Origin of the sequence: Methylovulum sp. (genome assembly GCF_028687615.1) — a bacterium.
In the GTDB taxonomy this organism is placed as follows: Bacteria; Pseudomonadota; Gammaproteobacteria; order Methylococcales; family Methylomonadaceae; genus Methylovulum.
Map to the genome: position 1 here is coordinate 134,689 of NZ_JAQTZU010000006.1, position 25,975 is coordinate 160,663.

Consider the following 25,975-nt stretch of genomic DNA (forward strand, 5'->3'; position numbering starts at 1 on the left):
CTCATCAGGGTATCCTCAACACGGTATATTTTTATCGGTCATTGATCATTTAAGACAGTAGATTTCTAGTTAGAGTCAATTGTCGTTGATAACGCACCGGATGATTGAGCTTCTTAACATGCTCATCGTCAGTAGCCCGCTTAAGCCACTCAGCAACCTGTGACTTATGCAATTGGGTTTGCGCAATAATTTCTACTGCTGTTAAAGGGTCTTTTGTAAGTCGAAGTAACTCTTTGAGAAATAACTGATAAAAATCTACTACTTCATAAACTTGTTGCATGACCTCTGAATCACTATCGGAATTAGTTAACTTGGGTTCTGGCTCAATGTCCAAAACATACTGCGATTCCGTACTTGTGATTTTTAAAGTCAGGGGCTCCGCTTCACCAATAACATCTGAGAAGATATCCGGTTGGTCGTCAGTCTGCGAAAACAAGTCATTTTGGTTTTCTGAAGTATTCACTGTATTTAATGAAGTTACTTCAGTAAGCGAAGATAGTTCAAGTTGTTCAATATTTTCAGCGCACCAATAGCCACCTTTATTAACTAACAAACTATTAGCCGCAGAGGTGTCCTTGGTCGGCTTTACCCATAGCGGTACCCATTTTTTTTTCAGGTTCTCTTCCGCACCATTAATGGTTCCCCCCTTTGCGCCAGAATGAACGACTAGCGAAACATTTGCCAAGCAATAAATATATTTGTTTCGTGCCATGGCATTACCAGCATTAAAGCCTGCTTCTGGGTAAAACGGTGATACCAATACCAAGTTGCCATCCATTAACCCTTTGCGCCATTTTGAGGCCGTCGCCGCTTTCAGCAGGCTATCTGCCATCACGCCAATCACATTACCTCCGGCATTCATCGCAGCCAGCATAGCTGTTTCATCCACGCCTCTCGCACCACCAGAAATAATACCAGTCCCGCAAGTAGCAGCTTTGGCTCCAAGCTCATGCGTGAATTTCAAATCCTCATCACAAGCATTTCTAGAACCAACAACGGCAATTCCGCCTGTATTTAACAATTCTTTGTTGCCACATCCGAATAACACAGGAGGTGCATCGGTCTTCAAGCGTGACTTCAAGCGCCTCGGGTATACGGCATCGGAGCGAGTTACCACCCATAAACCAGCACGTTGCCACTTTTCTACAGCAAGTGCTAAACTATGACCCCGCTCTAGCAACGCCAAAAGGCGCTCAATGGTGACTTTATTGTCGCACCAGCCCCTCAACAGCTCGTCTGGCTGCCCCGATAACAAATCAGCCGGAGTAGCGCCTTTGTTCTTTAGCCACAGTGCAAATCGTCCCCATTCAGTGTTCGTTAATGGCTTTTCTGCGTCAAATTGTGGCTTAGTGAAGTAACTGGTCAGCAACAATGTGGCTTGTGCGGTTGGTGATAAATTCATCTATCTTTAGTTTTTTATTGAAGTGGAAGCCAGGGCAACAGGAAACACCATACCGCTGCCTGCTTGTTGTAACAATGCCCCGATTACTGTCAATGTCCAACCTGAATCGACAATATCATCAACCAGCAATACAGCTCCATTCGGGACAGGTTGATGAATAGCAAAGACGCCATCCAAATTGTGACATTGGTGAAAACTGTTTTGCTGGGTCTTTTGTGGTTGATTCGCTTTGGCTTTGGTCACTGCGTTAAGAAACGGAATGCCGAGCTTGGTAGCTAATCGCTGAGCGAAATCTGGTACTAACCGCGTATGATTCATAGACGGCACACAACATATCCAGGTAGGATAAGGATCAGGTTTCCAGCGCTGTCTGATCATCTCGGCTACGGCATCTACCAATTCATTACGAAAATGGTTGTTGCTCTTATCATCGGCAACTAGGTTACCCCAGCCAGCATCACGCCAGCGAGATAGCACACGCCCTTCTTGAGTAGCTAAATTACCTAATCTGTATGGAAACTTATATATCGTAAATGCTTTCGATTGTGAAATTTGCTTACGGGGCTCTATAGGAATTTCCGCATGTTTTAAAAAACTGGCCGCATTGTGCGTACGCATGTGATCAATAACGATTTCTAAGACAGGCTGACCCAAACATGACACGCATTTGCCACAATCGCTGACATTCGTATCGTCCAATGCTTGGCGTAAGTAGCTCATCAAACAACTTTTATGCGTAAGGTACTGCTGGATTTCATCCCATTCCTGCTCTCGCTGTTGGGTAAGGTGGGTAATGCGTTGCTGATCCATCACGAAAGTCACGGACGTTCTACGCCACTGGCTGCCTAGTTTGATGATCGGTGCGGGACTCTCAACACTCAGCAGTTTAAGCACTTTTTCGATTTGTCCTTGGCGCAGATTAGTTCGTTCTTCGATTCCACTAATGCTTAGGCCATCGGCCTGTTCTAGGATATCAAGAATTTCATTTACTTGTTCTTCGGAAGGAAAGGCGGAATGGCGGAAAAACTCATGAATATCATGATCTTCCTTGCCAGACATTAGAATACCCACAGCATTTTCAATCCCACGACCTGCACGTCCCACTTGCTGATAATAAGCCACAATCGAGCCAGGTGCCTGATAGTGAATCACAAAACCTAAATCTGGCTTGTCATAACCCATGCCTAAAGCGGTAGTGGCAACCAACACCTTCATCTGGTTATTCAGCAACAAATCCTCCAGATGCTGGCGGTAAACATTGCTGTTGTCGAAGCCTACCGCCTCAATACTGCCGTGATAGGCCTTGGCATCAATTCCATTTTTCACTAACCATTCAGCTACTTGCTCGGCATCACGCGTGGTAAGTGTATAAATAATGCCTGTGCCGGGTAATTGTGGAATAGTTTGCGCCAACCAGGCTAAACGCGATGCCTGATCGGGCAACACAATATTTTGCAGCTTCAAGCTTTCACGAATCAGCGGCCCTCTTTGGATTTGAATATCGCCCAGCTGAGTTTGAATATCCAGAATAACTCGGTTGTTGGCTGTAGCTGTGGTACCCAGAACCGGGGTATTGGCCGGTAACTGGCGCAGAATATTCACGATACGACGGTAGTCGGGCCTAAAGTCATGACCCCAGCGGAAATACAGTGCGCCTCATCAATCACCATTAAAGCAATACGATCAGCAATTGGTTGCAACACTGTTTCTACGAATTGATCATTCGCCAAACGTTCGGGGGAAATTAGAAGACAGTCTACCTGATTGTTCAAAATACGCTGAGTGACGGACTGCCAATCATCTCGATTAGTCGAATTCATGGTTTCCGCATCAATGCCTAAACGCTGCGCCGATTCAATCTGATTGCGCATTAGTGCAAGTAAAGGCGACACGATAATGGTAGGGCCCATGCCTCGATCACGAAAAATTTTGGTACTGATAAAATACACTGAGCTTTTGCCCCAACCGGTGCGCTGCACCACCAACAATTTTTGCCGTTGGTTAACCAAGGCATCAATCGCTTCCCATTGACCTTCACGGAACTGGACAGAAGGGTTGGCTAAGGCGGTTTTTAAGAGTTGTTCGGCATTGGCTCGATTCATGGTTTAGTAGTTTTCTTAATATTAAATGGCAAGTGCTCAGATTACGAAAAAACACAAAGAATTCAACACGTTTTATTTATAAAACGTCTCAATTATCCATTTGTTAAGCTGATTATTTATAGGTCAATTACTGACCAGAGAAGAGGCGTTTAAAGTCCGCTTCCAAGTTGGCGGGTCGGTCTCCGATGTGCCGCCAATAATCGCAAAGCCCTTTGATGGTCTTCAAATCGGTGTGACCGCAGTCCTGCATCATTTTCAGCAGTTCTAAGGTGGGCATAACCTTGGCATCAAACGCACCGGCCAGAGCGGTCATATCCTGGTCATCGGTGACTACCGGGATGTCCAGCTCAATTGCATAGGCTAAATATAGAGCATCCACTCGAGAGGGGCCCGGCAGATCAGTTTGCACATAGTCCCACAGGTAATCGAACGTTTGAGCGATGGCTTTCTTCTGCTTTTGACCAATGTTTGGAAAGTGCTGGCGATTCTCTGCGAATTCATCTTCTGTCACCCAATAGAAGGCGTTTTGTAGTTTGTGGCTTTTTAGCTCTTCATTGAGCTCAGGGAGGATGTATAAGCAGTACTCGTTATCGCCAAAGGGCATGAACAACAAGGGGCGAATGGTTTTGGCCAGCCTAAGATAAGCATTGGTATCAACAAGTATTTTTGACTGCGGCATCAGCTCAACTCTGTGTGGATACTCCGTGCATCTAGGAGTGGCATATCCAATACAGTCTGAACGAAGCCAGGGCCTTTATTGTGTTGCTTTAAATAGTGGCGCAACAGGTCAAAAAATGGTGTTTCGAATGCGTGCTCGACTTTGGAAATATAATCCCGTGCGCAGGGCTTGCCGTCATCGTCCAGCTCTATATCGCCAAATAGTGCGTCGCTTAGATTAAGATATTTCTTGTTGAAGTTGGTTACTGCACCGTGAAAAGCGTTGCTTAGTCTAATTTCCGGTTGAAGCGCATGAGCCGCATAATTATTGATTTGTCCAATCACGGTATACGGCGAAATGGTTTGCGCATCAGCAAGGGCAACTACATGGGCAATTTTTGCTGCGCTAGAAGTTTGCCGCATGACGCTGGTATAGGCCTTCTCTGCCAATTCATGGGGGTACAACAAGTTTGCTGCAAAGGCATCGGCAAAATCTTCGGCTTCATCACCTTCTAAGTTAGGTGACAGGCAATGACCCAGCTCGTGCGCCATCCAAAATTTGAAATCATGGATATTAGTATCGAGATTGAGGTATACCCAGGTACTCTGAGAGTCTGGCAAATAAATATGGATAGCGTTCTCATGGCGCTGCTTACTACCCCACAATACAGGTACAACGACCGACTGGAGTTCGCGAAAACGACGAATCAGATGATTAAAGTCAACGGTATCGGTCGAGCCCAAGTTAATGTCTTCCCGAACTTTCGCAGCGGCCTTTCGCAGAAATTCATAGTCACAACTCGGTGACTTGAACACAGGCGGCATTTCCAATGTATCGAATGGTAAAAAAGGAACCAATTGTCGTAAGAATCGCCCTATTTCCTGGGCTTTCTCGATATGATGATCCTTGGTTTTAGTACCTTTCATTTTGCGAAAGGCGATTTTGGGAGTGTTTGGCTCTTCTTTGATTACTAATTCGTGGATGGAGAGATTTAGCAGCTTACCTAGTTGAAGTAATTTATTTGGTCGCGGAAATGACTTGTCATTCAGCCACTGAGAAACAGCTTCTTTAGAAACACCAAGCCTATCTGCAACTGCGGTTTGAGTAAGCCCCGCCGATTCAATGGCTTTCTGAGTATTTTTTGTATTGAGTCTTTTTTGCATGAGCCAAGTATATTTTGGAGTCAAGTTTTGTCAAGTTTTATTAGGGGCAGGCTTGAAAAAATTATTTTCAGATAATTTCTTTGAGCTTTTTGGGTTTCATTCCTGCCGAATCCAGAGAGGCGTTCATCTATATCGCCATGATCAATTTGATACTACAAAGACTTGATGGGTAAAATTTTTAAAGCACGTACCTAGAGGCTTTATGTTTTCATTCTCTTTGGTTTGATGGTCGTCAGCTTTGTTGAATTAACCAGCCGATCAAATTTCTATTGGGCAGGATTGGTTTGGTTCTATTGAAGGTATTACAGCTTTTGCAGGTTAAAGTCAGAGTGATTTCAATATTAGGCATAACCACGAAAAACTCATAACAAAGTAAAGCTGGGTATTTTTCAAGAAAATCGTGGGGTATTTGCGATTTAGCTATGCACCATACATTTTACCAATCAAAGGGCATCGGCGATTCAATTTCACCCACACTTTCAATGTGCCTGAGCTACCGATGCGATGGATTTTTTGATCTGGTATTGCTGCTTATTCCCCACTCGCTTTTACAAAAAATGAACATTGTCTCCAGTTGCCACCGCATGAGACTGAATATAGTCGGCAATTTTCCACATTGCCGCCTTAAGAGTTTTGGATTCAGGGTTGAAATAGCCGCCGAACACGCCAGTCACGTCATTATCCGTTTTGTGGTTTGCCAGCGCTTTTAATAAAGAGAACGGTATCATTGCCGCTTCGCCAATGGTTAAAAAGGTTCGTTTTAGGTCGTGGTTTGAAAATTCAATGCCCGTTTTCTTGCAAATTTCCACAATCGGTTTCCTGGGCATATACATTACATTCATTCAAATGTGGCCTTCAAAACCAACCAGTTGAAGGTGTCCGATTTTCGCCCCGTCAGGTTAGACTTGATTAAGCAGTGTTACAAAAATCAGATAGCTGCGTTCGCTATTGGTGGGCTGTTTTTAAGGCAACAACATTCTGATTATCAGGTTTGACGTGATCTTGAATAAAACCGGCAATACGATCAATGGCCTGTTTCATGGTGTTGGCTTCGGTGCGAATGTAGCCACCTGTTACACAGTTGTCGGTAGTGTGATTCAAGAGTCGCTTAATAATTGTTTCAGGCAATAATGATGCTTCGGCAATAGTGGCAAAGGTTCGCCTAAGATCGTGACTGCTGAATTCCACACCTGTTTTTAAAGTAACCTGATCTAAAGGCCAGCGTGGAATTGCCATCACGCCATCGGCATTGTCGCCAGGAAATACATATAAGTTGCCTCCAGTCACTTCAAACAGATTTCGCAAGTAGGGTTTTAATTGGATGGGAATGTAGGTTGTGAAGTTGCTGTGATTTTTTGTGTCCATGACGGTTAGATTGTCGTTCTTGAAATCTACATTTTTCCATTCCAGGTGCAGTGCTTCATTGGCCCTCAATCCTGTATAAAGCAACAGCAACAGGTAAGTTTTTGCTTTAGGGTTGGTGAGTTGTAACACTGCTTCATACCAATCTTTTAAACGGTCAACGGGAATAATTCGACTCTTGCGGGTAGGCTTGCTCCATAAAGCCAACTCTGATTTTTTAAGTATATCGGTCGGGCTTTCCTCGATAATCTTTAATGCCAGTGCATAACGCATCAAAAGACGAAGTATGCGCATTTTGTTATCTTTGGTTATGCTGTTGCCGGGTAAATTCTTGTGACGTGCAGCCACCATTTCTCGGGTGATTGTATTAACGGGCTTATCCAGCCAGTCGGGAAAACCCTCGTTAAGTTTTTTCTGATAGTCGGCTGCTGTACCTGAGTTTAATTTTAAGCCTTTTTGTTCGATGTACTTAGTCATCAATTCTGATAAGGTCATCTTCTTGATCCTATCAGTACGCTTTTTTTCGGTGGGGTTGATACCTTGCGCCAATCCAGTTAGTGCAGATTGTGCCATTTTTCGTGCATCACTTGTGCAACACTGGATTGCTGGAATTGCTTGGCTTGTTTTTGCAGGAAGGTTTTTAGCGGCAAGAATGACGGGTTGCCAGTCTTGAAGTTTTGGACGGTATCGGATGCTTCAAGTTTGCGGATGGTGTAACCGGAATCAGGCATTGCGCTTTAATTTAAACGCTTCGCCTTTGTTGATTTTTTCGCTGATGGCACGACCACGCGCCAGAGCCGCCAATGCCAACGGGTTCGGCTTGTCTTCGTTGATATGCTGGACAAACCGCGCCGCATCTTTGCCGCTGAGTTCAACCCTGCCAAATGTGCTTGATTTGATTGCCACAGAATATACACCTTTGATTAATAAATGACTGGACACTATTGTATTAGAAATAACTACAATAAAACACCATCAATTACCGCAACCGTTGCCGGATTTCAGGCATCCAGTTAAGGCGTTCTTTATCATCCTTTGTGCCAGTCTTAACCGCTTGGTCACTCCAGCATCGTTTCTAGCCCGTCTATCAGTCTGTCCGCCTTGTCGTGGTCGTTTTGCCGTATCGCGGCCTTTATTGCTTGGGTGGCCTTTTTAAGTTCCTTATGCCGCTTTGTGTACTTGCCATTTTTGTAATTGCCGTTCCCTTTGCCACTCGGTGCGCCCGTGGACTTGCCGCCGTGAATCCTGCATCGCCCGTTAGGCATGGCGGGGCATTGGCAGGGCTTGCCAGTGGTTCTGGCCTTTGCGCCGCACCGTGGGGCATTGCGGGCTTTTTCCATCGTTCTGTTATTCATGGGGTTGCTTCCGTCTGGTGGGTTTTGTGTTCAGCAATCGCGTACTAAATTGTGAATTATTATTGGCTCAAATCCTCTACAAGCCGCGCCGTGCTTGGGTTTCCTGTTGCGTTATTTAATTCACATCATACTGGCAGGGGGTTGAATAGGAACGGGATTATTTTCCCTGTCGTTGTATTCTGAATCTAAAGATGCGGTAATTACATCATGCCGCCTTAACACGGCGTTACGCCTAGTTTCTGCCTGTGGTAAATGTCTTCCAATCCCGTGCTGTGCTTGGGTTTGGTTGTGGTAATGCCTTGAATTTGTTTATCATTCAGATATGAATCATCTTGTGATTGTTACGTTATCACATGAGGCGGCCTGTGCTTGTGGTTCATGCCCCCTAAGCCGTGTGGGTTTGGTTTGGGGCAAACCATTTAACATGTTAAACAAACGATTCAATCATCATGCGCTTAACTTGTTTTGTTAGCGGCATGGCACTATCAAACCTTACGCCATCGGCTTTAATAGCCTGTTCTATCCATGCCCTGATTGCCGCGTTGTTGTCCATGCCATGTTTACGCTGTAACGCTTTCACAAAGTAACCTTCTAGCATCACTGTGGTACGCTTAGGTTGCCCTTGGTGGCTAAAGGTGACGGCAAAATGAACTTGCCCATAATCATCTGGCCTTAAGTTGTCGCGGTCATCATTGGCAAACGTGGCGGGTACGTTCTGTTTAACATTTTGAACAGCATTGGCGGCGGGTAGTGCTTGGGATTCGCCTATCGGTTGGCTATTGCCAATAACGCCATCAGCCACCGATTGCAACGCGCCAGATTCGCTAGACTCACGCTGTTTAACATTTTGAACAGAACTTAAGTGTTCGTAATGCCAGCGGTAAATCGCCAGCTTGCCATTATCAGGCAATCGTTTGGATTTGCTGGTTATGCCTAGGCCGTCTTTTGCCAGTTTGATTAACCCGGCAATCTGTGCCGAACTCTTTGGGGATAGTCCATATAAGGCCGCCACCGCCTCGCTAATGCTGCCCGTGCCGTCGTATGCCATGATTCACCTGTTTAATATATTAAATACAGGTTACAGGGTAACACGTTTAACATCTTAAATGGCTTCCCGCCGTTTCTTTATCCGGTAAACGCTCAGGCGGTCAAATGATAACTCCGAGTTATCATTTAGCCACTTTTCCCGCTGCTGAAATCACTCCTCCGGGGAGTGATTTGAAAGCGTCCCCTCAGCAAAAAATGCACTATTTTTCAGTAACTTATGTCTTGTTCGCGGTCATCAAAAGCGAACTCCGAGTTCGCTTTTACCCACGTCAAAACACTCCTCTTTGTTTATGAAACGACTATCAAACAGTGTCACGCCGTTTCTTTATCCGGTAAACGCTCAGACGGTCAAATGATAATTCCGAATTATCATTTGACCACTTTTCCCGCTGCTGAAATGTCTCCTCCGGGGAGGGATTTGAAAGCGTCCACGCTGCCAATAAGGCACTATTTTTCAGTAACTTACGGCTTGTGTGCGGTCATCAAAAGCGCACTGGAGTTCGTATTGCAAAAAAGCTAAGTCATTGATTGATATAGACGGGATAAATAATCCCGTCCAACAAAATCAACAACTTGCACAACTACCAATCGCATCAATCCCCGCCGTCACGCCGTTTCTTAATCTGGTAGGCACTCAGGCAATCCGACACGGTTACATTCATCCCGCGCTTGGTTTCGCCAGTAACCCTAGCCAAGCGACTCAATAATCATGCGCCTGTCGATTATCCAAGTTTAAATAGCCCTCAAAGCCTTTGTCGCTGCTTTTTAAAACAGGTGTGTATGGTAAATAATAGGTACATCCCGCATAGTGAACACTGAATGCTAAAATTAATAATCGTAACCTATTGATTCATTTAAAAATACGTTCATATTATGAACACCTGTTCACTATACGGCATGAGTTGTTCATATTATGAACAAGCAATTTAATTTTCTGGTTTCCAGTTTCGCCATTCGTCCGTGGCTTTCTGGTCGTGATACTCTCTGAAAGTAAGCCGCCACTTTCGGGCTAATTGCTTGCTAAAGTGACCTTCCAGCATCAACTTGATGAACCCGTGCGCTTCTAGCTCCTTGAATGCTTCATGCGCTTTGCCCCGACAACAGCCTACGCGCTTTTGTGCTTCGCTCACACTGTAGGTGTATAGTTCCGCACGATCATATACCCATCCGTAGCTGACCGTTGTTCCGGGCAAAAGCGTATTTACAAGAGCATTATCAGACTGCTAAACAGGAAACAAGCACATGGGCCACCACATCCATTCCCAAGCAAGGACAACGCCCATAATCCGCCAAGAAATCAAGGATTCGGCACTGTCAGGCCGGAAGTTGGCCGGGCGGTACAACATTAGCCGTAGCACGGCGAGGAAATGGCAACAGCGCGAGGACACCGAAGACCGTTCACATCGCGCCCATACCTTAAACACCACCCTAACGGAGCTGGAAGACGACTGCAAGGATGCCACCACAAGGGGGGTCTATGGACAGAGGCAGGGCAACGCCCCTCAAGGGGGTCTATGGACAGAGCGGTTGCCGGGGCGATTGTGGCCGGTTTGCGTGAAACCTTGTATCTGCCTCTGGATGACTTGCTTTATGTCACTAAAACATACATCAACCCGGACGTGTCGCGTTCTGGCTTGGCGCGATGCCTCAAGCGGCATACGCGAAGGACTCAGCAAAGCCGTCGAACAGGCCATTAAAGATTTCGCCAACGGTTTCCTGCAACATCCCCATAACGACGCGCTCCGTAACCAAATCAACACAGGACAACTGACCGCCGAAACCTACTACAGCTATTTGCTGCATTTGATCTACCGCCTGTTGTTCTTAATGGTCATCGAAGAACGCGGCCTGGTCTTTCCCAGCAACGCAAAATCTCAGCACCGCGACATTTTCCAAAACTACTACAGCCTGCAACGCTTGCGCCGCCTGGCCGAAAAACGCCATCTGGCAGACCCGCGTCACCACGATCTTTGGCTATCACTGCTCACCACCTTTGAACTCTTTGAATCGGAAACCACCGCCCACAAATTGGGTTTAGCACCGTTAGCGGGCGATTTGTTCAGTCCGCAAGCCATAGCCATCCTTGGGCAAAGCAATTTGGGTAATGATGTCTTGCTGGGTTGCTTACGCGCCTTAAGCCTTTATCAACACCCTGACAACAAACAAATCTTGCGCGTCAATTACGCCGCGCTGAATGTCGAAGAATTCGGCTCAGTCTATGAAGGCTTATTGGAATATCAACCGATGATATGGCGAGTGGCGAGCAGCGAGCGGCGAGTGGTAAATGGAGAAGAGCTTCCACTCGCTACTCGCCATTCGCCGCTCGCCAACATAGAGTTTGGTTTTAAACAAGGCGACCAGCGTTCAGCTACGGGTTCTCATTACACGCCGGACGAACTGGTTCAACCTCTCATCAAGCATTCTCTGGATTATTTAATTGCCGACAAATTAGAGTCAGCACGAAAAGTATCTGTTGGTGATTGGCAAAACCTCGACATTGAACAACGCGGTTTTTTTGCAAAGGAGATTTATGGAATCTTATCAGGATCTGGAAATTTGGCAGCGGGCGATGAATTTGGCCGAATCCGCTTACACATTGACGAAATGTTATCCAAAGGACGAATTGTTTGGCATGACCAGCCAGATTCGCCGCGCGGCAGCGTCCATTCCGGCAAACATAGCCGAGGGGTGGGCAAGGCGTTCGACAAAGGAATTTCAACAGTTTCTGCGGATAGCGAACGGCAGTCTCCGGGAATTGGAAACCCATTTGTTGCTCAGCCAGCGGGTAGGTCTTTGCACGACAGAAGCAGTGCAGCCACTACTAACGGAAGCGACGATTTTAGGCAAACAGATGCTGGCCCTACACCGCTCACTTTTACGCAAAACCAATTAGCTGAATTGTGGGACGCATTACCGCTCGCCACTCGCTACTCCCTACTCGCCGCGCAAGCGTTATTGAGCCTGCGCGTCGCCGATATTGCCTGCGGTTCCGGTCATATCCTGCTGGCCGCCGCACGGCGCATAGCCACCGAACTGGCTATCGTGCGCACGGGAGAAGAACAACCCTCGCCGCCCGCCTTCCGTGCCGCCATCCGCAATGTTATCCGCCAGTGCATTTACGGCGTGGACTTAAATCCCTTGGCGGTGGAGCTTTGCAAAGTCGCGCTGTGGCTGGAAGCGCACAACCCCGGCGAACCGCTGAATTTTCTCGACCACCATATCAAATGCGGCAACGCCATCGTCGGTTTCGCCAGACGCGAGGAATTGGAACGCGGCATACCCGATGAAGCCTTTAAAACCCAACCCGGCGATGAAAAAGACATTGCCGCCCTGTTCAGAAAGAAAAATAAAGCCGAACGCGGCAAACCAGGGCAATTGCTGGTGTTCGATCCGGTGATAGAGCAGCAACTCGAGAGCATCCTTAACCGTTGGCGGGAATTGTCGCTGTTGCCGGAACACACCCCAGACCAAATCGACAGCAAAAAACACCGCTTTCAGGAATTCAGCCAAAGCCAAGATGCCTGGACGTTAACCGAAATCGCCGCGATGCCGATTGCCCAGTTTTATATCGAAAAAACCAACGCCAATAAACACAAGCTGATTACCGATGCCGAATACCGCCGTTTCCTGAAGGGACAACAAACACCGCAAGGTCAAGCGGTCGCGGAAGCGTTTGCTATCGGCTTGAAAAAACGCTTTTTCCATTGGTTTTTGGAGTTTCCAGATGTGATGGGGCGAGTAGCGAATGGCGAGCGGCGAGTAAGGGCTAGAGCCGCAATGATGGGCTGTCCGAACAAAGAAACATCTAATGAATGCTTGGCGGTTATGAGTTAGAAATTTCAGTGATTTCACCATCTCGCCAAAAACCAGCCCTTTGGATAGTTCCATCAGAGGCAAATATTGCGCCCTCGCCATTTTTATTGTTATCTTGCCATTGGCCTTGATAGCGACTTCCGTCAGGCCAAGTGTAAATTCCATAACCACATCCTTATAACGGCGTGGCTTACAGACGTTTCCTGCACTTCTGCACTATTACACAGAACCTTTTCTAAAAAAGTTTTTTGGTTCAACCAAATAGAATTTTTGCAGGGAACAAATTAACAAAGATATAGGTAAATCTATTGCTTACAATCGCCGTAGTGTTTTGACCAATATGAAGCATTTAGGCAGCTATTTATGCAGTCTTCCCTTCCTTTTGATAAAAGTATATCAAGAGCATCCATTCGGTCAAACGTATCAAAAGGATTTTCTGTAGCTGGCATCGTATTGTTTTTGTCATCCTTAAGCAAACATTTAGCTGGTACGTAAGGTAGTACTTTTTCCTTACATGCCAGTCTTACCTGATAGGCGGCATACCGTGTAACAACGCCTTTCATATTCTCAAGGATGCAATCGCTATACTCGCCGGAATAGCAATAGCTTGATGACAGCAACAGTAACACGGTGAAAAATACTTTCATGCCCAAACCCGCTAAGTAAAATTAGCTATAGTACTTATCTTTTAAGCTCTTGCCAATTTGTTACATTGACTGATAGGTTGAAGGTGGCTACGCTTAAACCTTTTTGAACTTGGGGGGCGAGGGATGAGTGAAACCGGAGATGGATGGGTTTATGTGCTTAGCAATCCCCATGCGCCAAACATTGTGAAAATTGGCCATACAACAAAACAACCAGAAAAACGCTTAAAAGAACTCGAACATGCTGGTGCAATACCTGGCTATGTTGTCGATTATCAAGCATATACTGAAAAGCCCTACCAACTTGAGCAAGCAACCCACAGGTCTCTTAAAGACTTACGGGTAGGCAACGCTTGGGACAAGGGCAATGAATTTTTTCGGTGTAGCCCTGAAGAAGCTATTGTGGCAGTTAAACAAGCCGCTTCCGACACTGACATAAAAATAAAATACGAAGAATTTAAAAGTGCCGACCGAGCCAAAGCGGAAGCATTCCAACAAGAAAAAATAGCCGAACAAGAGCGATTACAAGTCCAAAAACAACGATTGCTTGAGCAGCAAAAGAGGGAGGCTTCTGTAGAAGCCCAACTACTTTCCGAAGAAACAAAGCTTAGGGAAGCGTATGGGAAAAGATTTGAGCAAGAATTCCCTACCCCTTCTTTTTGGTTTTATTGGTGGTGGAGCTTAGCCATTGCATTTTTCTTATTTGCACTGTTATTTGATGAGAACAAGCTTGGTGGTGCTGTAATGCTTTCAATAATTTCGGCTTTTATTGTCGGACATTTTTGGAAAGAAAGTGCCGAAGAAAAACAAAGGAAATCCGCGCCATATTTGGCATTAGGCTACAAAATGGAATATGACCTTGCTGACATCAGGTCACGCGAAACCACCTGTATAAATTGCAAACATACCATAAGATTTGAGCGCAAAAAAGAGCTTCTGGCGTCCTATGATACTAAATGGCACTGCCCGAAATGCAATGCCCAAATAAATTCGCCCTACTCGCCAAAAGTAAGCAGTGCGGTTAATGTAGAACCGGCACAAAAAAAACAGACAGAAGAGAAAAGTACAAACTATATAGGGATAGGGGTAATTATTGTTGGCGCAGTTATCATTATTACGGCAATATCTGGCAAGGATAATAGTCCAGGAAAACCCAACCAAATACCCAATGCCCCTGTAATGGCGACAAGTCCCTTGCATACAACGAAAACAGCCCAGCCAGCACAAAAAGTGTCATACGAAAATTTTTTAAACCGCTATACAGAATCTTGCTTTAAAAACAGTCGGGCAAATTCTGGAAACTCAATGTATTCGGACGCTCAACTAAACGAATTTTGTAAATGTTCTGCTAATTCTACTTATCCTAAATTAACACAAGAAGAGGTTGGGCTCTTTTATTACCAACAAGTCACAACGCAATTACAAGAAAAATTAAATGATTATCCTAGCCATTGTGTTGAAAATATCAATGCCGCCGTTAAAGAAGCTCATTTTGCAAAGATAATAGCCGCACATCCTTATTTTGAAGAAATAATGAATGATATAAGGTTTGGTCAATGGATTGCCTCACTCCCCCAAAAAACAAAAAACAACTACCAAAGGATTATAAAAAAAGGCACGGCTGACGAAGTTATCAAAATGCTGGATCATTTTAAAAAGGCTGTTGCTGAGAGCGTAAAAGAAAACGCTACTGATAACAACAATAGCCAAGAGGCAAAAACATTTGATTTTAGAAATTGTGAATATAAGACAGTAATGTCAGATCAAGATTACCGAAACTGCAACATAAATCCACCAAGATGAAATAACCGCTCTTCCACTATCTGTATTTGTTCTCTACGGGAGCATCGACACCAACAGTTGCATTGGTTCTTTTTGCATTGCGATGTATTTCGGCATTAGCATCACCTTTTGGCTTTCCTCCGTTGCTTTTAGTGCTTCCGACAAATCCAGGCAAAAGGCCATCGGACTGTCCGTCGTTATCTGGCTGAACATCAAATTGGTTTGATTTATTTCCCAGTACATTTCCTCCATCTCCTGTTCCTGTCTCGTTGGCGATAGCTTGCTCAACAGTGACAGCAGTTTGTCGCAAGCCTTGTCGATTATTTTGGAGTTCATTTTTCAGTTCCTCGATTGAATTGATGATGCGCGGGACATTAGAAGCTGGCAATTTTAATGATGATTTTCCACAGCCTTCTATGACAATCTTACAAAACAACTTATAAACTTAACTAACAAAAATTCCACAGCGCATATCATGTACGCAAAAAAGTACTCACAAAAACGCCGTCAAAATTCCACGCCGTAAGGTGTTGATCGTGAGCGCGTCGTGAGCGCGGGAGTTAAGTGTTTCCAAGGGGTTGGCGAGTCATGATGAGCGCATTGTGAGCAACCCGCCCAGAAGCCAAGGTGATGCTAACTAAGATGGTAGCCAAGAATAAAAGAATCAGGTGACCCTTGAGAATTAATCGGTCTGCTTTACAAAAAAAACCGCGTAACATTTCTCAACAAAATTCAACAGGGAAACCCAAGCATGGCAGGGCTTGCGGCACAAAAATCAACAGAGAAACCTAAGCACAGCACGGGTCGAAATTAACATTTAACTACTGTTCCGAATGTACGTAGCGCACATGTACGCCCGAAAGTCATACTAAATAGGCGGCTGATCGAGCTCGTCGTGACCGTTGGAGTCAAGGATTATCAAGGGCTAACGGGGCATGATGACCGCATTGTGAACGCGGTTAATGAAACCCGCGATTGCCATAAGCAGTGGCGGATTGAGATTTAATAATCAGCAATGGTATTGGGTGAATGGTATTCTGGCGATGATCCGGTTATTCTTGTCATAATAGATGTAGTTGTAAGACATGCCAAAGTCCATCCATATCTTGACCTTGCTATCTTGACAGGCAATTGCGTTAAGATTTTCAAGGGATGTTTTTTTAAGTGTGGCAACATCGACCTCATTATAAACCGCATTGATGAACCGGAAAGAAAAGCTCATTACTTTGTCGAGCGCAATAACGCCAAACGCTTGGGTTTCAGCATCAACCATCATGGGGAGCTGCTCACTAAGTTGTTTTGCATAATCCTTTAGTTGCTTAACCATAACGGCATCTCTTTCGGCAATAGAGCCATAGGACAGGTCATTATCCAGCGCACCAACACGGAACGAAGCCAAGAAAAAAATACCCAGTAAAGCCAGTTTTAAAATAGTCATGTTAATCCCCAAAGTCAGTTACGGCACAATTGCCAAACGAGATTATAGGCACACCTGACGGGGAAAATCTGTTAACTATTGACTATTTGGCTAAATATTTATAGCGAATGACGCATCTCTGCGTGCATGATAACCGTATTGTGAGCGCGACTAATGAAACCAGAAGATATGACCGCGTTTGCCATGAACAGTGACAGATTGAGATTAAAAGTAATTGACTAACAAACTAACTGATTATACCCTCAAGGCTTTTATAGCCGACTGATAGGTGTGTGATGAAAAAACTGATATTAGCTTTAGCATTTTTTTATGGCAAAAATACCGCAGTTGTTGCGGATAGCTTTTTATTAGTTTGAATTGAGCTTAAGCGTGACCCGAAACATCAAAGGACTTTCGGTTTATCAGTTTTAACGCAATAACCCGCTAAAGTGTACCCGTATGAGTACCCGAAACCGCTATTTTTGAACTTTAGCAAAAACTGCTATTTTTAACTCATTGAATTTATTGGTCGGGACGACAGGATTTGAACCTGCGACCACTTGTCCCCCAGACAAGTACGCTACCAAGCTGCGCTACGCCCCGAAATATATTTAAAACCTTTAAATGGCTAAAAGTCGGTCATTATACTATATCAAATGACCATTGGTCATGCTAAATGGGCTGCTCGCCCAAGATCATCGGTTTATTAAGGTAATCTTGGGCAATCGATTGTTATTGCCCGGTTCCTGCATAAACCTCTACACGGGCTTTAAGTTTTTGCCCGGACCGGAAGGTAACAACCCTTCTGGCGGTGATGGGTATTTCTTCGCCAGTTTTAGGGTTTCTGCCCGGACGGCTGCTTTTATCCCGTAGCTCAAATTTACCGAAACCGGAAATTTTGACCTGCTGGCCTTGTTCCAAAGAACTTTTGATTTCTTCAAAAAACAATTCCACCATTTCTTTTGCTTCGCGCTTGTTCATGCCCAGCTCGTCAAACAATTTTTCCGCAAAGTCAGCTTTTGTTAATGCCATGTTCTTAATCCCTCAATTTTGCATTGGTTTGGTTGGTCAATTTTGCCAAGATCCTGGCCACTACCGCGTCAACTTCAGAATCGGTCAGCGTTTGTAAATCGTTTTGTAAATATAAGCTTAAAGCAATGCTTTTGCTACCATCGTCAACGCCTTTGCCGCGATATATGTCAAAAATCACGACATGTTGTAAAGTCGGCTCATCACTGTCTTTGATGCAGTCAACGACATCATCAGCAGAAATTTCTTCTTTGACAATTAAGGCCAAATCCCGACGCATGGAGGGAAATTTGGATAAAGGTTTGAATGAAGATACCCGTTTGTCCAATAATAATTGTTGATCGAGATCGAACAGAAAAACTTGCGTATCAAAACCAAGCTGTTTTTCTAAGCTTGGGTGCAACATGCCTAGCCAGCCTATGGTTTCGCCAGCCAACGATTCGATCTTGGCGGATTGGCCAGGATGCAGGGCGGTGTGCTCAGCAACGGTGAAACGCACATCCCGCTCCGTTAAGGCGAATATCGCCTCAACATCCGCTTTCATGTCGAAAAAATCGGCCTTACGGGATTTTTCGCCCCATTGTTCCGGTAAGACGCTGCCTAAGGCCAAACCTGCCAAGCGGCTTTCTTGATGAGTGACACCGTCTTTTTTTACAAAACGCAAGCCAGTTTCAAAGAAGCGGACGCGGTTTTGTTGGCGATTGGTGTTGTATAAGGCTGCTTTGAGCAAACCACACCATAAGCTGGTGCGCATGATCGCCAATTCCGACGAAATAGGGTTTTTCAGGCGGATGACTTCATCATCAGGTGCGACGGTAGCTTGAATTTCTTCATCGACAAAACTGTAAGTGATGGCTTCCTGATAACCTCTGTCCACCAACAAATCGGCAACGCGGCTGATGTCCAACACGCTTTCGGTGGCTTTGCCCAATTCTGCCCGCATCAGCAAACTGGTGCTAGGCAATTGGTTATAGCCGTAGATGCGGGCGATTTCTTCAATCAGGTCAACTTCAATGGCAATATCGAAACGGCATCCTGGCGGCGTGACTTGCCAACCATCCGGTACATTTTCAACCACCATGCCTAAGCGTTGGAAAATACCGTTGACGGTGGCATCATCGGGCACCATCCCTAAGATTTTTGCTACGCGCTGGCGTCTGACCCAAATCGCCGGACGTTGCGGCAGAAATTGGCTTGCTGTCGCTTCGGTAATTTCGCCAACGCTGCCGCCAGCAATATCAATAATCAATCGGGTGGCGCGGGCAATGGCGCGTTCCTGCAAAGTCGCGTCCACGCCCCGTTCAAAACGATGTGAAGAATCGGTGTGCAAACCAAAACGGCGGGCTTTGCCAGCGATGCTGTACGGCGCAAAAAACGCGCACTCCAAGAAAATATTTTGTGTGGCATCACTAACGGCAGAGCCGCTGCCGCCCATCACACCCGCCAAAGCCAAGGCTTGTTGGTCATCGGCAATCACCAAGGCTTCAGCATCCAGTTTGATGGTTTGCCCGTTCAACAAAGCCAGTTCTTCATCGGCAACTGCCCAGCGCACGGAAATTCCACCTTGGAGTTTGTCGGCATCAAACGCATGTAAGGGCTGGCCTAGCTCCAACAAAACATAATTGGTGACATCCACCACCGGCCCCAAGCTACGCACACCACTACGGCGCAAGCGTTCTTGCATCCATAACGGCGTTTCAGCGGAGACATTCACGCCAGTAATCAGACGGCCTAAATACCGCGGGCAAGCATCAGGTGCTAGGACATTAACCGCTAAGGTTTGGTCATGCCGCACTGTAGGCGGCGAAACAGCTTCGGCTTGCCAGTTGATTTGGTTCAGCACCGCCACTTCACGCGCAATGCCTTGGACGCTTAAACAATCGGCGCGGTTGGGTGTCAGGTCAACTTCGATCAGCATGTCATTTAGCTGCAAATAATCGCGGATGTCAGTGCCAACGGGTGCATCGGCAGGTAATTCCATCAGGCCGTGCGCTTCGGCAACCAAACCCAGTTCTTTTTCGGAACACAACATGCCCAGCGATTCAACGCCGCGCAGTTTGGATTTTTTAATTTTGAAATCGCCGGGCAACACCGCGCCGCATAGGGCGGCCGGGATTTTCAGGCCGACACGGACATTTGCCGCGCCACAGACGATTTGCAAAGGTTCGGCTGCACCGACTGCAACTTGGCAAACGCGCAGACGGTCAGCGTCAGGATGCTGTTCCATAGCCAACACTTCGCCGATGACCACACCGCTGAATTGGGCGGCGGCAGGCGTCACGGAATCGACTTCCAAGCCCGCCATCGTCAGTTGCGCGACCAGTTCGTCGGTGCTGATGGGTGGATTGACGTATTCCCTTAACCAGGCTTCACTAATTTGCATGACTTATCGGCCCTTGCCTAATTGAATTGTTCTAAAAACTTGAGATCATTTTCAAAAAACAAACGCAAGTCATTAATGCCATAACGCAACATCGCCAAGCGTTCCACGCCCATGCCGAAAGCAAAACCGGTGTAACGTTCACTGTCGATATTGACGGATTTGAACACTTCGGGATGGATCATGCCGCAACCCATCACTTCCAGCCAGCCGGTGTGGCTACAGACACGGCAACCTTCGCCGTTGCACATGACGCATTCAATATCGACTTCGGCGGACGGTTCGGTGAACGGGAAATACGAGGGACGAAAGCGCACCTGGATGTCTTTTTCAAAAAAGGCGCGTAAAAATTGGTACACCACGCCCTTTAAATCGGCGAAGCTCACATCGGTATCGACCAGAAAACCTTCGACTTGATGGAACATCGGCGTGTGGGTTATATCGGAATCACAACGGTAGACACGGCCTGGGGCAATGACTTTCAACGGCGGCGTTTCGGATTCCATCACCCTGATTTGGACAGGTGAGGTGTGCGTCCTTAACACCGTGTGTGCATCAACATAGAAAGTATCGTGCATGGCTCGCGCCGGATGATGGGCGGGAATGTTCAGGGCTTCGAAGTTGTGATAATCGTCTTCAATTTCCGGCCCTTCAACGACGGTAAAACCGACGCTGGTAAAAATCTTGGAGATGCGTCTAAGCGTCGTGGTCACAGGATGCAGTCCAGCGACGGCTTGCCCTCTTCCAGGCAAGGTAATATCCACCCGCTCGCTTGCCAAACGCGCTGACAAAGCGGCATTTTCCAACGCGGCTTTTTTGTACTCCAACTGGCTTTGCAATTGGTCTTTGGCTTGGTTGATGACTTGCCCGACCGCCCGTCTTTGTTCAGGATCAAGCGCACCCAACTGCTTCATTTGTTCAGTAAACAGGCCTTTTTTGCCAAAATACTGGACGCGGACCTGATCGAGTTGGTTGAGGTCGGTGACTCGAACAAGCTCTTTTAAGCCTTGCGCGAGGATGTCGTCTGGAGTGGCGGACACGGATTAGCTCGCTGTGTGAGTGGAGAGGGGATTTTTAGTTTGGCTATAAATAATTCCGTCCGGGTTAATAACACGGACGGATATTTTCAATCAATTGAGATCAATTAAGGCTTGCTTTGGTTGGCAATAGCAATTTTTGCTATTTCACCGAACGCTTCAATATCACGCACAGCAATATCAGCCAAGACTTTACGGTCTATAGCCACATTGGCTTTCGTCAAGCCATTGATCAAACGGCTATAGGATATACCGTACATACGCGCTGCGGCGTTGATACGGACGATCCACAATGCGCGGAATTGGCGTTTTTTCTGTTTGCGGTCACGGTACGCATACTGACCGGCTTTGATAACGGCTTGTTTGGCAACGCGAAAAACTCGACTACGGGCACCGTAGTAACCTTTCGCTTGTTTTAAAATCTTCTTGTGTCTGGCTCTGGCAGTTACGCCGCGTTTTACTCTAGGCATGAGCCACTCCTCAACTGTAAGGCATCATGCGTATAGCCATACGCACATCAGATGGATGGACTGCCGCTGGTTTACGCAACTGTCTTTTTCTTTTAGTGGTTTTTTTGGTCAAAATATGACGGCGGTGCGATTGCCCACACTTAAAACCACCATTGCCCGTGCGTCTTAAACGCTTGGCGGCACCACGGTTTGTTTTTATTTTTGGCATTTGTTTGCTCCAATAATTAAAAAAAGTCCCTGAGAAATAACCCAGCAAGGCAAAATGCATGGCCCTGAAAGATTAACCACACCATAAAATGATGCTTAAAACAGTGCATCCGGCACTGCTGGATAAAGGCAAGAGCCTTTACTTTTTCTTTTTGGGAGCCATCACCATAATCATTTGCCGCCCTTCCAATTTAGGGAACTGCTCGACTATGGCGATTTCTTCCAAATCTTTTTCGATACGCTTGAGCTGATCCATACCGATCTCACGATGCGCCATTTCACGACCGCGATACCTGACGGTAATTTTGGTCTTATCGCCATCATTCAGGAATTTGACCAGACTCTTCAGCTTAACCTGATAATCGCCTTCATCCGTACCCGGCCTGAATTTTATTTCTTTGATTTGTATTTGCTTTTGTTTCTTTTTGGCAATAGCGAGTTTTTTATTTTGCTCAAACTGGTATTTGCCATAATTCATTATCTTGCAAACCGGAGGATCCGCATTTGGCGATATTTCCACTAAATCCAAGTCTGCCGCGTAGGCAAGTTGTTTGGCTTCATCCAAAGAGATAATACCCAGTGCCTCCCCATCTGCGCCGGTTACCCGCACTCGTCTAGCGGTTATCATGTCGTTCAGACGAGTTTCATCTTTTTTAGCAGCGATACCTTAATCCTCCAAAATGTTGTTATTTTCTATCTGCAATGTCGTTTTTTAACCGTTCGGTAAAATCATTGACTGACAGACTACCTAGATCATCACCTTTTTGTGTCCGCACCGTGATAGTTTGTTGTTCTAATTCTTTATCACCAATAATGACAAGATACGGGATGCGTTGCATAGAGTGTTCGCGGATTTTAAATCCTATTTTTTCATTCCTCAAATCTATTTTGGCTCTAAAGCCCTGCCGTTCGAGACCTTGCATTACCTGTCCCGCGTAGTCATGATGGCGGTCTGCGATAGTCAACACCACCAATTGCACAGGAGCAAGCCAAACCGGAAACATGCCGGCGTGTTGTTCGATCAGAATACCGATAAACCGCTCCAATGAGCCCAGTATCGCCCTGTGCAACATCACTGGAACTTGTTTGGAACCATCTTCTGCAATATAAACCGCATCCAAACGGTTAGGCATGGAAAAATCGACTTGGATGGTGCCGCATTGCCAGACCCGGCCTATGCAATCTTTTAAAGAAAACTCAATTTTAGGGCCATAAAACGCGCCTTCACCTGGCTGCAATTCCCAAGGCAACTTTTTGTTATCCAGTGCCAATTGCAAGGCGTTTTCGGCTTTGTCCCATACGGCATCATCACCAACGCGGTTTTCAGGACGGGTCGATAATTTAATGATGACTTCGTTAAAGCCAAAATCTTGGTAGACATCGAACAACAAATCAATAAAGGTTGAGACTTCATCTTGGATTTGCGATTCTGTGCAGAAAATATGGGCATCATCCTGGACGAAATTACGCACCCGCATCAAGCCATGCAAAGTGCCGGAAGGCTCGTTACGGTGGCAAGATCCGAATTCCGCCAGTCGGATAGGCAAATCGCGGTAGCTTTTTATGCCTTGGTTGTAAATCTGCACATGGCAAGGGCAGTTCATCGGCTTGATCGCGTAGTCGCGGTTTTCCGAATGGGTGGTGAAGATCATGCTGCCGAATTTGTCCCAGTGGCCTGATTTTTCCCATAAGGAACGGTCAACCACTTGCGGGGTCTTGACTTCGGCATAACCACTCACACGCAATTTGGCGCGGATGTACTGCTCAACCTGCTGGTATATCGCCCAACCTTTTTCATGCCAAAACACCATACCAGGCGCCTCTTCCTGGCTATGGAACAAATCCAAGGTTTTTGCAATTTTACGGTGATCGCGTTTTTCCGCTTCTTCCAAACGATGCAAATAGGCTTGCAAATCTTTTTTATCAGCCCAAGCCGTGCCATAAATACGCTGCAACATGGCGTTATTGGAATCGCCCCGCCAGTACGCACCGGCAACTTTCATCAATTTGAAAGCGCCTAATTTACCGGTGCTAGGCACGTGCGGGCCGCGGCACAAATCGGTGAAACCGGCTTGTTCATACAAGGATAAATCTTGATCCGCCGGAATCGCCTCAATAATTTCAGCTTTGTATTGCTCTCCCTGCCCACGAAAAAAACTGACCGCCTCATCTCTAGGCAACACAAAACGCTTAACAGGAAAGTCCTCGGACACCAATTGCTGCATTTTAGCTTCAATCGCCTCCAAATCATCAGGTGTGAAAGCCCGCTGATAGGCAAAATCATAGTAAAAACCGTTTTCTATGACCGGGCCAATGGTGACTTGCGCTTCAGGGAATAAGGTTTTAACGGCATGAGCCAACAAATGCGCGGTTGAATGACGGATGATTTCAAGCCCGTCTTCGTCTTTGGATGTGATGATTTGCAGACCCGCATCTTCGTCAATCACGAAACTGGCATCAAGCAACTGCCCGTTGACTTTTCCTGCCAAGGTCGCTTTCGCCAGACCGGAACCGATGGATTTAGCAACATCCATCACTGTTACAGCTTGTGCAAATTCGCGCTGGGAGCCATCAGGAAGAGTAATTACCGGCATTTGTCAAGAAATTGGTTTCTACAATAAAAAAAGCACTGCCGTGCAGTGCTTATAAATTCTGGTAGGCGCGATTGGACTCGAACCAACGACCCCCACCATGTCAAGGTGGTGCTCTAACCAACTGAGCTACGCGCCTGAAGTTGTAACTTCAAGGCCGACTATTATATCAACACAAATGCTTTAAGCAACTGTTAAACACATTTTGTATGCAAAAATCCTTACAATTAAAAGCTAACCAATCAAAGGATAGGCTGCCCTCTGGCAAGCTTAGGCAAATTTCCTTCCAGGCCCATGGCGTTGCGCATAAGTTTATTTTTTGCCGGCAAAATACGTTCAGCCAATCCCAGGCCGAAATTACGCAATAATTTTACTGGCAAGAGGTTATTGCTAAACACTTGATAAAACGCATCCATAACCGTCATCATTTTTAAATTTTCAGTGCGGCGCAACTGCTCATAACGCTTTAATATTGCCAGATCGCTTATATCCCGGCCTTTTTTGACCGCATCCACCAGCACTTCCGCCAATGCCGCCGCATCTAACAAGCCAATATTAACCCCCTGCCCCGCTAATGGATTGATGGTGTGGGCCGCATCGCCCACCAAAACCACTCCAGACTTAACATAACGCTGGGCATGCTGGCGTTTAAGCGGAAAATTCGCAGTTCCCAATACCCGGACAACTTGCCCCAGACAATCAGGAAACGCCGCGACCAATTCAAGCTTAAGAGCCTCATCCGACAAGGATTTTAATCGGCTTACTTCATCGGGTGAGTTATACCAAACTATAGAACCATAATGTCCGGTCAGTGGCAAAAAGGCTTGGGGACCACTAGGGACAAAGCGTTGCCAAGTAATATCCTGCTGCCCATAGGCGGTTTCGATGTAGATCACCAGCGCGTGCTGCCCGTAGTCCCAACTGGTCACGCCCAAACCAACCGCTTGCCTGACCCTGGACTGGGCGCCATCTGCAGCAACCAACAGCCTAGCCGATAACATACGGCCATCGCCCAATTTGATTTCACTGGGCTTGCCAGGATAATAATCAATCTTATCAATAAGCGCAGGACAGATGAGCTCAACATTATCAAAAACTTGCAAACGCTCCAGCAAAGACAACTGGGTGACCCTGTTTTCCACAATATAGCCTAGCTCTGGATAATTAATGTCATCGCTGCAAAACTCGGTGTCACCGGCGGTTTCCCAGACCCGCATACGCCGAAAAGGGCATAAACGGCGACCAACAACCCCATCCCATGCCCCCACTGTTTCAAGGATATTTTTTGACGCGATACCCAGCGCGGAAACCCGTAAATCATGTGGCTGGTCATTTTCGAATGGCATGGGCAGCGAAGCCTCTATAACAGCCACCTTCAAGGCACTGCCACCTAGTCCACACGCTACCGCCGAGCCAACCATGCCGCCGCCTACAATGACTACATCAAAAATTTCTTCCATATTAATCAACTATCAAGTAATCTAATTTTCTACAATTAAAAACTGGCGTAATGTAC

General features: G+C 46.2%; 27 protein-coding genes, 2 tRNA genes and 1 pseudogene. 3 read left to right on the forward strand and 27 right to left on the reverse strand.

All coding sequences use genetic code 11. From position 1 onward, the window contains the following. Nucleotides 1-49: 49 nt before the first annotated feature. The 13 genes from PHH59_RS05300 to PHH59_RS05360 form a co-directional block, all read right to left on the reverse strand. Nucleotides 50-1,402, reverse strand: coding sequence for a DNA-processing protein DprA (locus tag PHH59_RS05300; RefSeq protein WP_300012309.1), 1,353 nt, complete (start codon nt 1,400-1,402; stop codon nt 50-52). Between the two features lie 6 nt (nt 1,403-1,408). Beyond that, nucleotides 1,409-3,004, reverse strand: coding sequence for a helicase-related protein (locus tag PHH59_RS05305; RefSeq protein ID WP_300012312.1), 1,596 nt, complete (start codon nt 3,002-3,004; stop codon nt 1,409-1,411). Then, nucleotides 3,001-3,504 carry a DEAD/DEAH box helicase gene (locus tag PHH59_RS05310; protein ID WP_300012315.1) on the reverse strand — a complete coding sequence of 168 codons (504 nt, stop codon included), beginning with the start codon at nt 3,502-3,504 and terminating at the stop codon, nt 3,001-3,003. The genes PHH59_RS05305 and PHH59_RS05310 overlap by 4 nt, the downstream gene beginning before the upstream one ends. 127 nt (nt 3,505-3,631) lie before the next feature. Then, nucleotides 3,632-4,183, reverse strand: a complete 552-nt coding sequence (locus PHH59_RS05315; RefSeq protein ID WP_300012318.1) for a DNA-binding protein — start codon at nt 4,181-4,183, stop codon at nt 3,632-3,634. Then, nucleotides 4,183-5,325 (reverse strand): helix-turn-helix transcriptional regulator, encoded by a 1,143-nt coding sequence (locus tag PHH59_RS05320; protein ID WP_300012321.1) that lies wholly within the window; start codon nt 5,323-5,325, stop codon nt 4,183-4,185. The genes PHH59_RS05315 and PHH59_RS05320 overlap by 1 nt, the downstream gene beginning before the upstream one ends. Nucleotides 5,326-5,873: 548 nt before the next feature. Further along, on the reverse strand, nt 5,874-6,134 hold the full coding sequence (locus PHH59_RS05325) for a hypothetical protein (protein WP_300012324.1): 261 nt from the start codon (nt 6,132-6,134) through the stop codon (nt 5,874-5,876). A gap of 136 nt (nt 6,135-6,270) precedes the next feature. Further along, nucleotides 6,271-7,260, reverse strand: coding sequence for a tyrosine-type recombinase/integrase (locus tag PHH59_RS05330; protein WP_300012327.1), 990 nt, complete (start codon nt 7,258-7,260; stop codon nt 6,271-6,273). Next, nucleotides 7,242-7,418 carry a hypothetical protein gene (locus PHH59_RS05335; RefSeq protein ID WP_300012330.1) on the reverse strand — a complete coding sequence of 59 codons (177 nt, stop codon included), beginning with the start codon at nt 7,416-7,418 and terminating at the stop codon, nt 7,242-7,244. The genes PHH59_RS05330 and PHH59_RS05335 overlap by 19 nt, the downstream gene beginning before the upstream one ends. Next, the gene (locus tag PHH59_RS05340; protein ID WP_300012335.1) at nt 7,411-7,593 is read right to left on the reverse strand and encodes a hypothetical protein; all 183 of its coding nucleotides are present in this window, start codon (nt 7,591-7,593) and stop codon (nt 7,411-7,413) included. Before PHH59_RS05340 ends, PHH59_RS05335 begins: the two co-directional genes overlap by 8 nt. A 152-nt stretch (nt 7,594-7,745) precedes the next feature. Next, nucleotides 7,746-8,042 carry an HGGxSTG domain-containing protein gene (locus PHH59_RS05345; RefSeq protein WP_300012338.1) on the reverse strand — a complete coding sequence of 99 codons (297 nt, stop codon included), beginning with the start codon at nt 8,040-8,042 and terminating at the stop codon, nt 7,746-7,748. A 427-nt stretch (nt 8,043-8,469) separates the two neighbouring features. Further along, nucleotides 8,470-9,090: a hypothetical protein gene (locus PHH59_RS05350; protein WP_300012341.1), complete on the reverse strand. Its 621-nt coding sequence runs from the start codon at nt 9,088-9,090 to the stop codon at nt 8,470-8,472. Between the two features lie 1,222 nt (nt 9,091-10,312). Beyond that, nucleotides 10,313-10,543 (reverse strand): hypothetical protein, encoded by a 231-nt coding sequence (locus PHH59_RS05355; RefSeq protein WP_300012344.1) that lies wholly within the window; start codon nt 10,541-10,543, stop codon nt 10,313-10,315. Nucleotides 10,544-10,736: 193 nt separating this feature from the next. After that, a complete protein-coding gene (locus PHH59_RS05360) occupies nt 10,737-10,892 on the reverse strand; it encodes a hypothetical protein (RefSeq protein ID WP_300012347.1) in 156 nt (51 codons plus the stop codon). 766 nt (nt 10,893-11,658) lie between these two features. Here PHH59_RS05360 and PHH59_RS05365 point away from each other — a divergent pair. Continuing rightward, complete coding sequence (locus PHH59_RS05365; RefSeq protein WP_300012397.1) at nt 11,659-11,982, forward strand: four helix bundle protein; 324 nt, start codon at nt 11,659-11,661, stop codon at nt 11,980-11,982. 5 nt (nt 11,983-11,987) lie between these two features. Then, entirely contained in the window at nt 11,988-12,923 is a 936-nt protein-coding gene (locus PHH59_RS05370; protein ID WP_300012350.1) for a hypothetical protein, read from the forward strand. On the opposite strand, the pseudogene PHH59_RS16910 reads toward PHH59_RS05370, so the two are convergent. Then, nucleotides 12,913-13,074: pseudogene (locus PHH59_RS16910) on the reverse strand (hypothetical protein); the annotation flags it as partial. The gene PHH59_RS05370 and the pseudogene PHH59_RS16910 sit on opposite strands and share 11 nt — an antisense overlap. A gap of 133 nt (nt 13,075-13,207) precedes the next feature. After that, nucleotides 13,208-13,549: a hypothetical protein gene (locus tag PHH59_RS05375; protein ID WP_300012353.1), complete on the reverse strand. Its 342-nt coding sequence runs from the start codon at nt 13,547-13,549 to the stop codon at nt 13,208-13,210. A gap of 123 nt (nt 13,550-13,672) precedes the next feature. Between PHH59_RS05375 and PHH59_RS05380 the strand changes: the two genes are divergently transcribed. Further along, nucleotides 13,673-15,349 (forward strand): GIY-YIG nuclease family protein, encoded by a 1,677-nt coding sequence (locus tag PHH59_RS05380; RefSeq protein WP_300012356.1) that lies wholly within the window; start codon nt 13,673-13,675, stop codon nt 15,347-15,349. A 16-nt stretch (nt 15,350-15,365) separates the two neighbouring features. On the opposite strand, the gene PHH59_RS05385 is transcribed toward PHH59_RS05380, so the two are convergent. The 12 genes from PHH59_RS05385 to PHH59_RS05440 form a co-directional block, all read right to left on the reverse strand. Further along, the gene (locus tag PHH59_RS05385) at nt 15,366-15,716 is read right to left on the reverse strand and encodes a hypothetical protein (protein ID WP_300012359.1); all 351 of its coding nucleotides are present in this window, start codon (nt 15,714-15,716) and stop codon (nt 15,366-15,368) included. 621 nt (nt 15,717-16,337) lie between these two features. Then, nucleotides 16,338-16,766 carry a hypothetical protein gene (locus tag PHH59_RS05390; RefSeq protein ID WP_300012362.1) on the reverse strand — a complete coding sequence of 143 codons (429 nt, stop codon included), beginning with the start codon at nt 16,764-16,766 and terminating at the stop codon, nt 16,338-16,340. Nucleotides 16,767-17,271: 505 nt separating this feature from the next. Then, nucleotides 17,272-17,348: transfer RNA gene (locus PHH59_RS05395), tRNA-Pro, on the reverse strand. A 129-nt stretch (nt 17,349-17,477) separates the two neighbouring features. After that, nucleotides 17,478-17,777, reverse strand: a complete 300-nt coding sequence (gene ihfA, locus PHH59_RS05400; protein ID WP_300012365.1) for an integration host factor subunit alpha — start codon at nt 17,775-17,777, stop codon at nt 17,478-17,480. Between the two features lie 4 nt (nt 17,778-17,781). Beyond that, nucleotides 17,782-20,157, reverse strand: a complete 2,376-nt coding sequence (pheT, locus tag PHH59_RS05405) for a phenylalanine--tRNA ligase subunit beta (protein WP_300012368.1) — start codon at nt 20,155-20,157, stop codon at nt 17,782-17,784. Between the two features lie 17 nt (nt 20,158-20,174). Continuing rightward, a complete protein-coding gene (gene pheS, locus PHH59_RS05410) occupies nt 20,175-21,173 on the reverse strand; it encodes a phenylalanine--tRNA ligase subunit alpha (protein ID WP_300012400.1) in 999 nt (332 codons plus the stop codon). A 125-nt stretch (nt 21,174-21,298) separates the two neighbouring features. Further along, nucleotides 21,299-21,661, reverse strand: a complete 363-nt coding sequence (rplT, locus tag PHH59_RS05415; protein WP_019864336.1) for a 50S ribosomal protein L20 — start codon at nt 21,659-21,661, stop codon at nt 21,299-21,301. 10 nt (nt 21,662-21,671) lie between these two features. Further along, nucleotides 21,672-21,869, reverse strand: coding sequence for a 50S ribosomal protein L35 (gene rpmI / locus PHH59_RS05420; RefSeq protein WP_300012373.1), 198 nt, complete (start codon nt 21,867-21,869; stop codon nt 21,672-21,674). Nucleotides 21,870-22,007: 138 nt separating this feature from the next. Continuing rightward, the gene (gene infC / locus PHH59_RS05425) at nt 22,008-22,532 is read right to left on the reverse strand and encodes a translation initiation factor IF-3 (protein ID WP_300012403.1); all 525 of its coding nucleotides are present in this window, start codon (nt 22,530-22,532) and stop codon (nt 22,008-22,010) included. A gap of 22 nt (nt 22,533-22,554) precedes the next feature. After that, nucleotides 22,555-24,462: a threonine--tRNA ligase gene (gene thrS, locus PHH59_RS05430; RefSeq protein WP_300012376.1), complete on the reverse strand. Its 1,908-nt coding sequence runs from the start codon at nt 24,460-24,462 to the stop codon at nt 22,555-22,557. A gap of 59 nt (nt 24,463-24,521) precedes the next feature. After that, nucleotides 24,522-24,598, reverse strand: a tRNA-Val gene (locus PHH59_RS05435). A 103-nt stretch (nt 24,599-24,701) separates the two neighbouring features. Then, on the reverse strand, nt 24,702-25,919 hold the full coding sequence (locus tag PHH59_RS05440) for an FAD-dependent monooxygenase (RefSeq protein ID WP_300012379.1): 1,218 nt from the start codon (nt 25,917-25,919) through the stop codon (nt 24,702-24,704). Between the last annotated feature and the right edge of the window lie 56 nt (nt 25,920-25,975).

What these genes read in the sequence shown, in the direction of transcription:
- PHH59_RS05300 (WP_300012309.1), bottom strand. Translation starts at nt 1,402, where the DNA reads ATGAATTTATCACCAACCGCACAAGCCACATTGTTGCTGACCAGTTAC.
- PHH59_RS05310 (WP_300012315.1), bottom strand. Translation starts at nt 3,504, where the DNA reads ATGAATCGAGCCAATGCCGAACAACTCTTAAAAACCGCCTTAGCCAAC.
- PHH59_RS05315 (WP_300012318.1), bottom strand. Translation starts at nt 4,183, where the DNA reads ATGCCGCAGTCAAAAATACTTGTTGATACCAATGCTTATCTTAGGCTG.
- PHH59_RS05320 (WP_300012321.1), bottom strand. Translation starts at nt 5,325, where the DNA reads ATGCAAAAAAGACTCAATACAAAAAATACTCAGAAAGCCATTGAATCG.
- PHH59_RS05330 (WP_300012327.1), bottom strand. Translation starts at nt 7,260, where the DNA reads ATGGCACAATCTGCACTAACTGGATTGGCGCAAGGTATCAACCCCACC.
- PHH59_RS05335 (WP_300012330.1), bottom strand. Translation starts at nt 7,418, where the DNA reads ATGCCTGATTCCGGTTACACCATCCGCAAACTTGAAGCATCCGATACC.
- PHH59_RS05345 (WP_300012338.1), bottom strand. Translation starts at nt 8,042, where the DNA reads ATGAATAACAGAACGATGGAAAAAGCCCGCAATGCCCCACGGTGCGGC.
- PHH59_RS05350 (WP_300012341.1), bottom strand. Translation starts at nt 9,090, where the DNA reads ATGGCATACGACGGCACGGGCAGCATTAGCGAGGCGGTGGCGGCCTTA.
- PHH59_RS05360 (WP_300012347.1), bottom strand. Translation starts at nt 10,892, where the DNA reads ATGCAGCAAATAGCTGTAGTAGGTTTCGGCGGTCAGTTGTCCTGTGTT.
- PHH59_RS05365 (WP_300012397.1), top strand. Translation starts at nt 11,659, where the DNA reads ATGAATTTGGCCGAATCCGCTTACACATTGACGAAATGTTATCCAAAG.
- PHH59_RS05375 (WP_300012353.1), bottom strand. Translation starts at nt 13,549, where the DNA reads ATGAAAGTATTTTTCACCGTGTTACTGTTGCTGTCATCAAGCTATTGC.
- PHH59_RS05380 (WP_300012356.1), top strand. Translation starts at nt 13,673, where the DNA reads ATGAGTGAAACCGGAGATGGATGGGTTTATGTGCTTAGCAATCCCCAT.
- PHH59_RS05390 (WP_300012362.1), bottom strand. Translation starts at nt 16,766, where the DNA reads ATGACTATTTTAAAACTGGCTTTACTGGGTATTTTTTTCTTGGCTTCG.
- ihfA (WP_300012365.1), bottom strand. Translation starts at nt 17,777, where the DNA reads ATGGCATTAACAAAAGCTGACTTTGCGGAAAAATTGTTTGACGAGCTG.
- pheT (WP_300012368.1), bottom strand. Translation starts at nt 20,157, where the DNA reads ATGCAAATTAGTGAAGCCTGGTTAAGGGAATACGTCAATCCACCCATC.
- rplT (WP_019864336.1), bottom strand. Translation starts at nt 21,661, where the DNA reads ATGCCTAGAGTAAAACGCGGCGTAACTGCCAGAGCCAGACACAAGAAG.
- rpmI (WP_300012373.1), bottom strand. Translation starts at nt 21,869, where the DNA reads ATGCCAAAAATAAAAACAAACCGTGGTGCCGCCAAGCGTTTAAGACGC.
- thrS (WP_300012376.1), bottom strand. Translation starts at nt 24,462, where the DNA reads ATGCCGGTAATTACTCTTCCTGATGGCTCCCAGCGCGAATTTGCACAA.
- PHH59_RS05440 (WP_300012379.1), bottom strand. Translation starts at nt 25,919, where the DNA reads ATGGAAGAAATTTTTGATGTAGTCATTGTAGGCGGCGGCATGGTTGGC.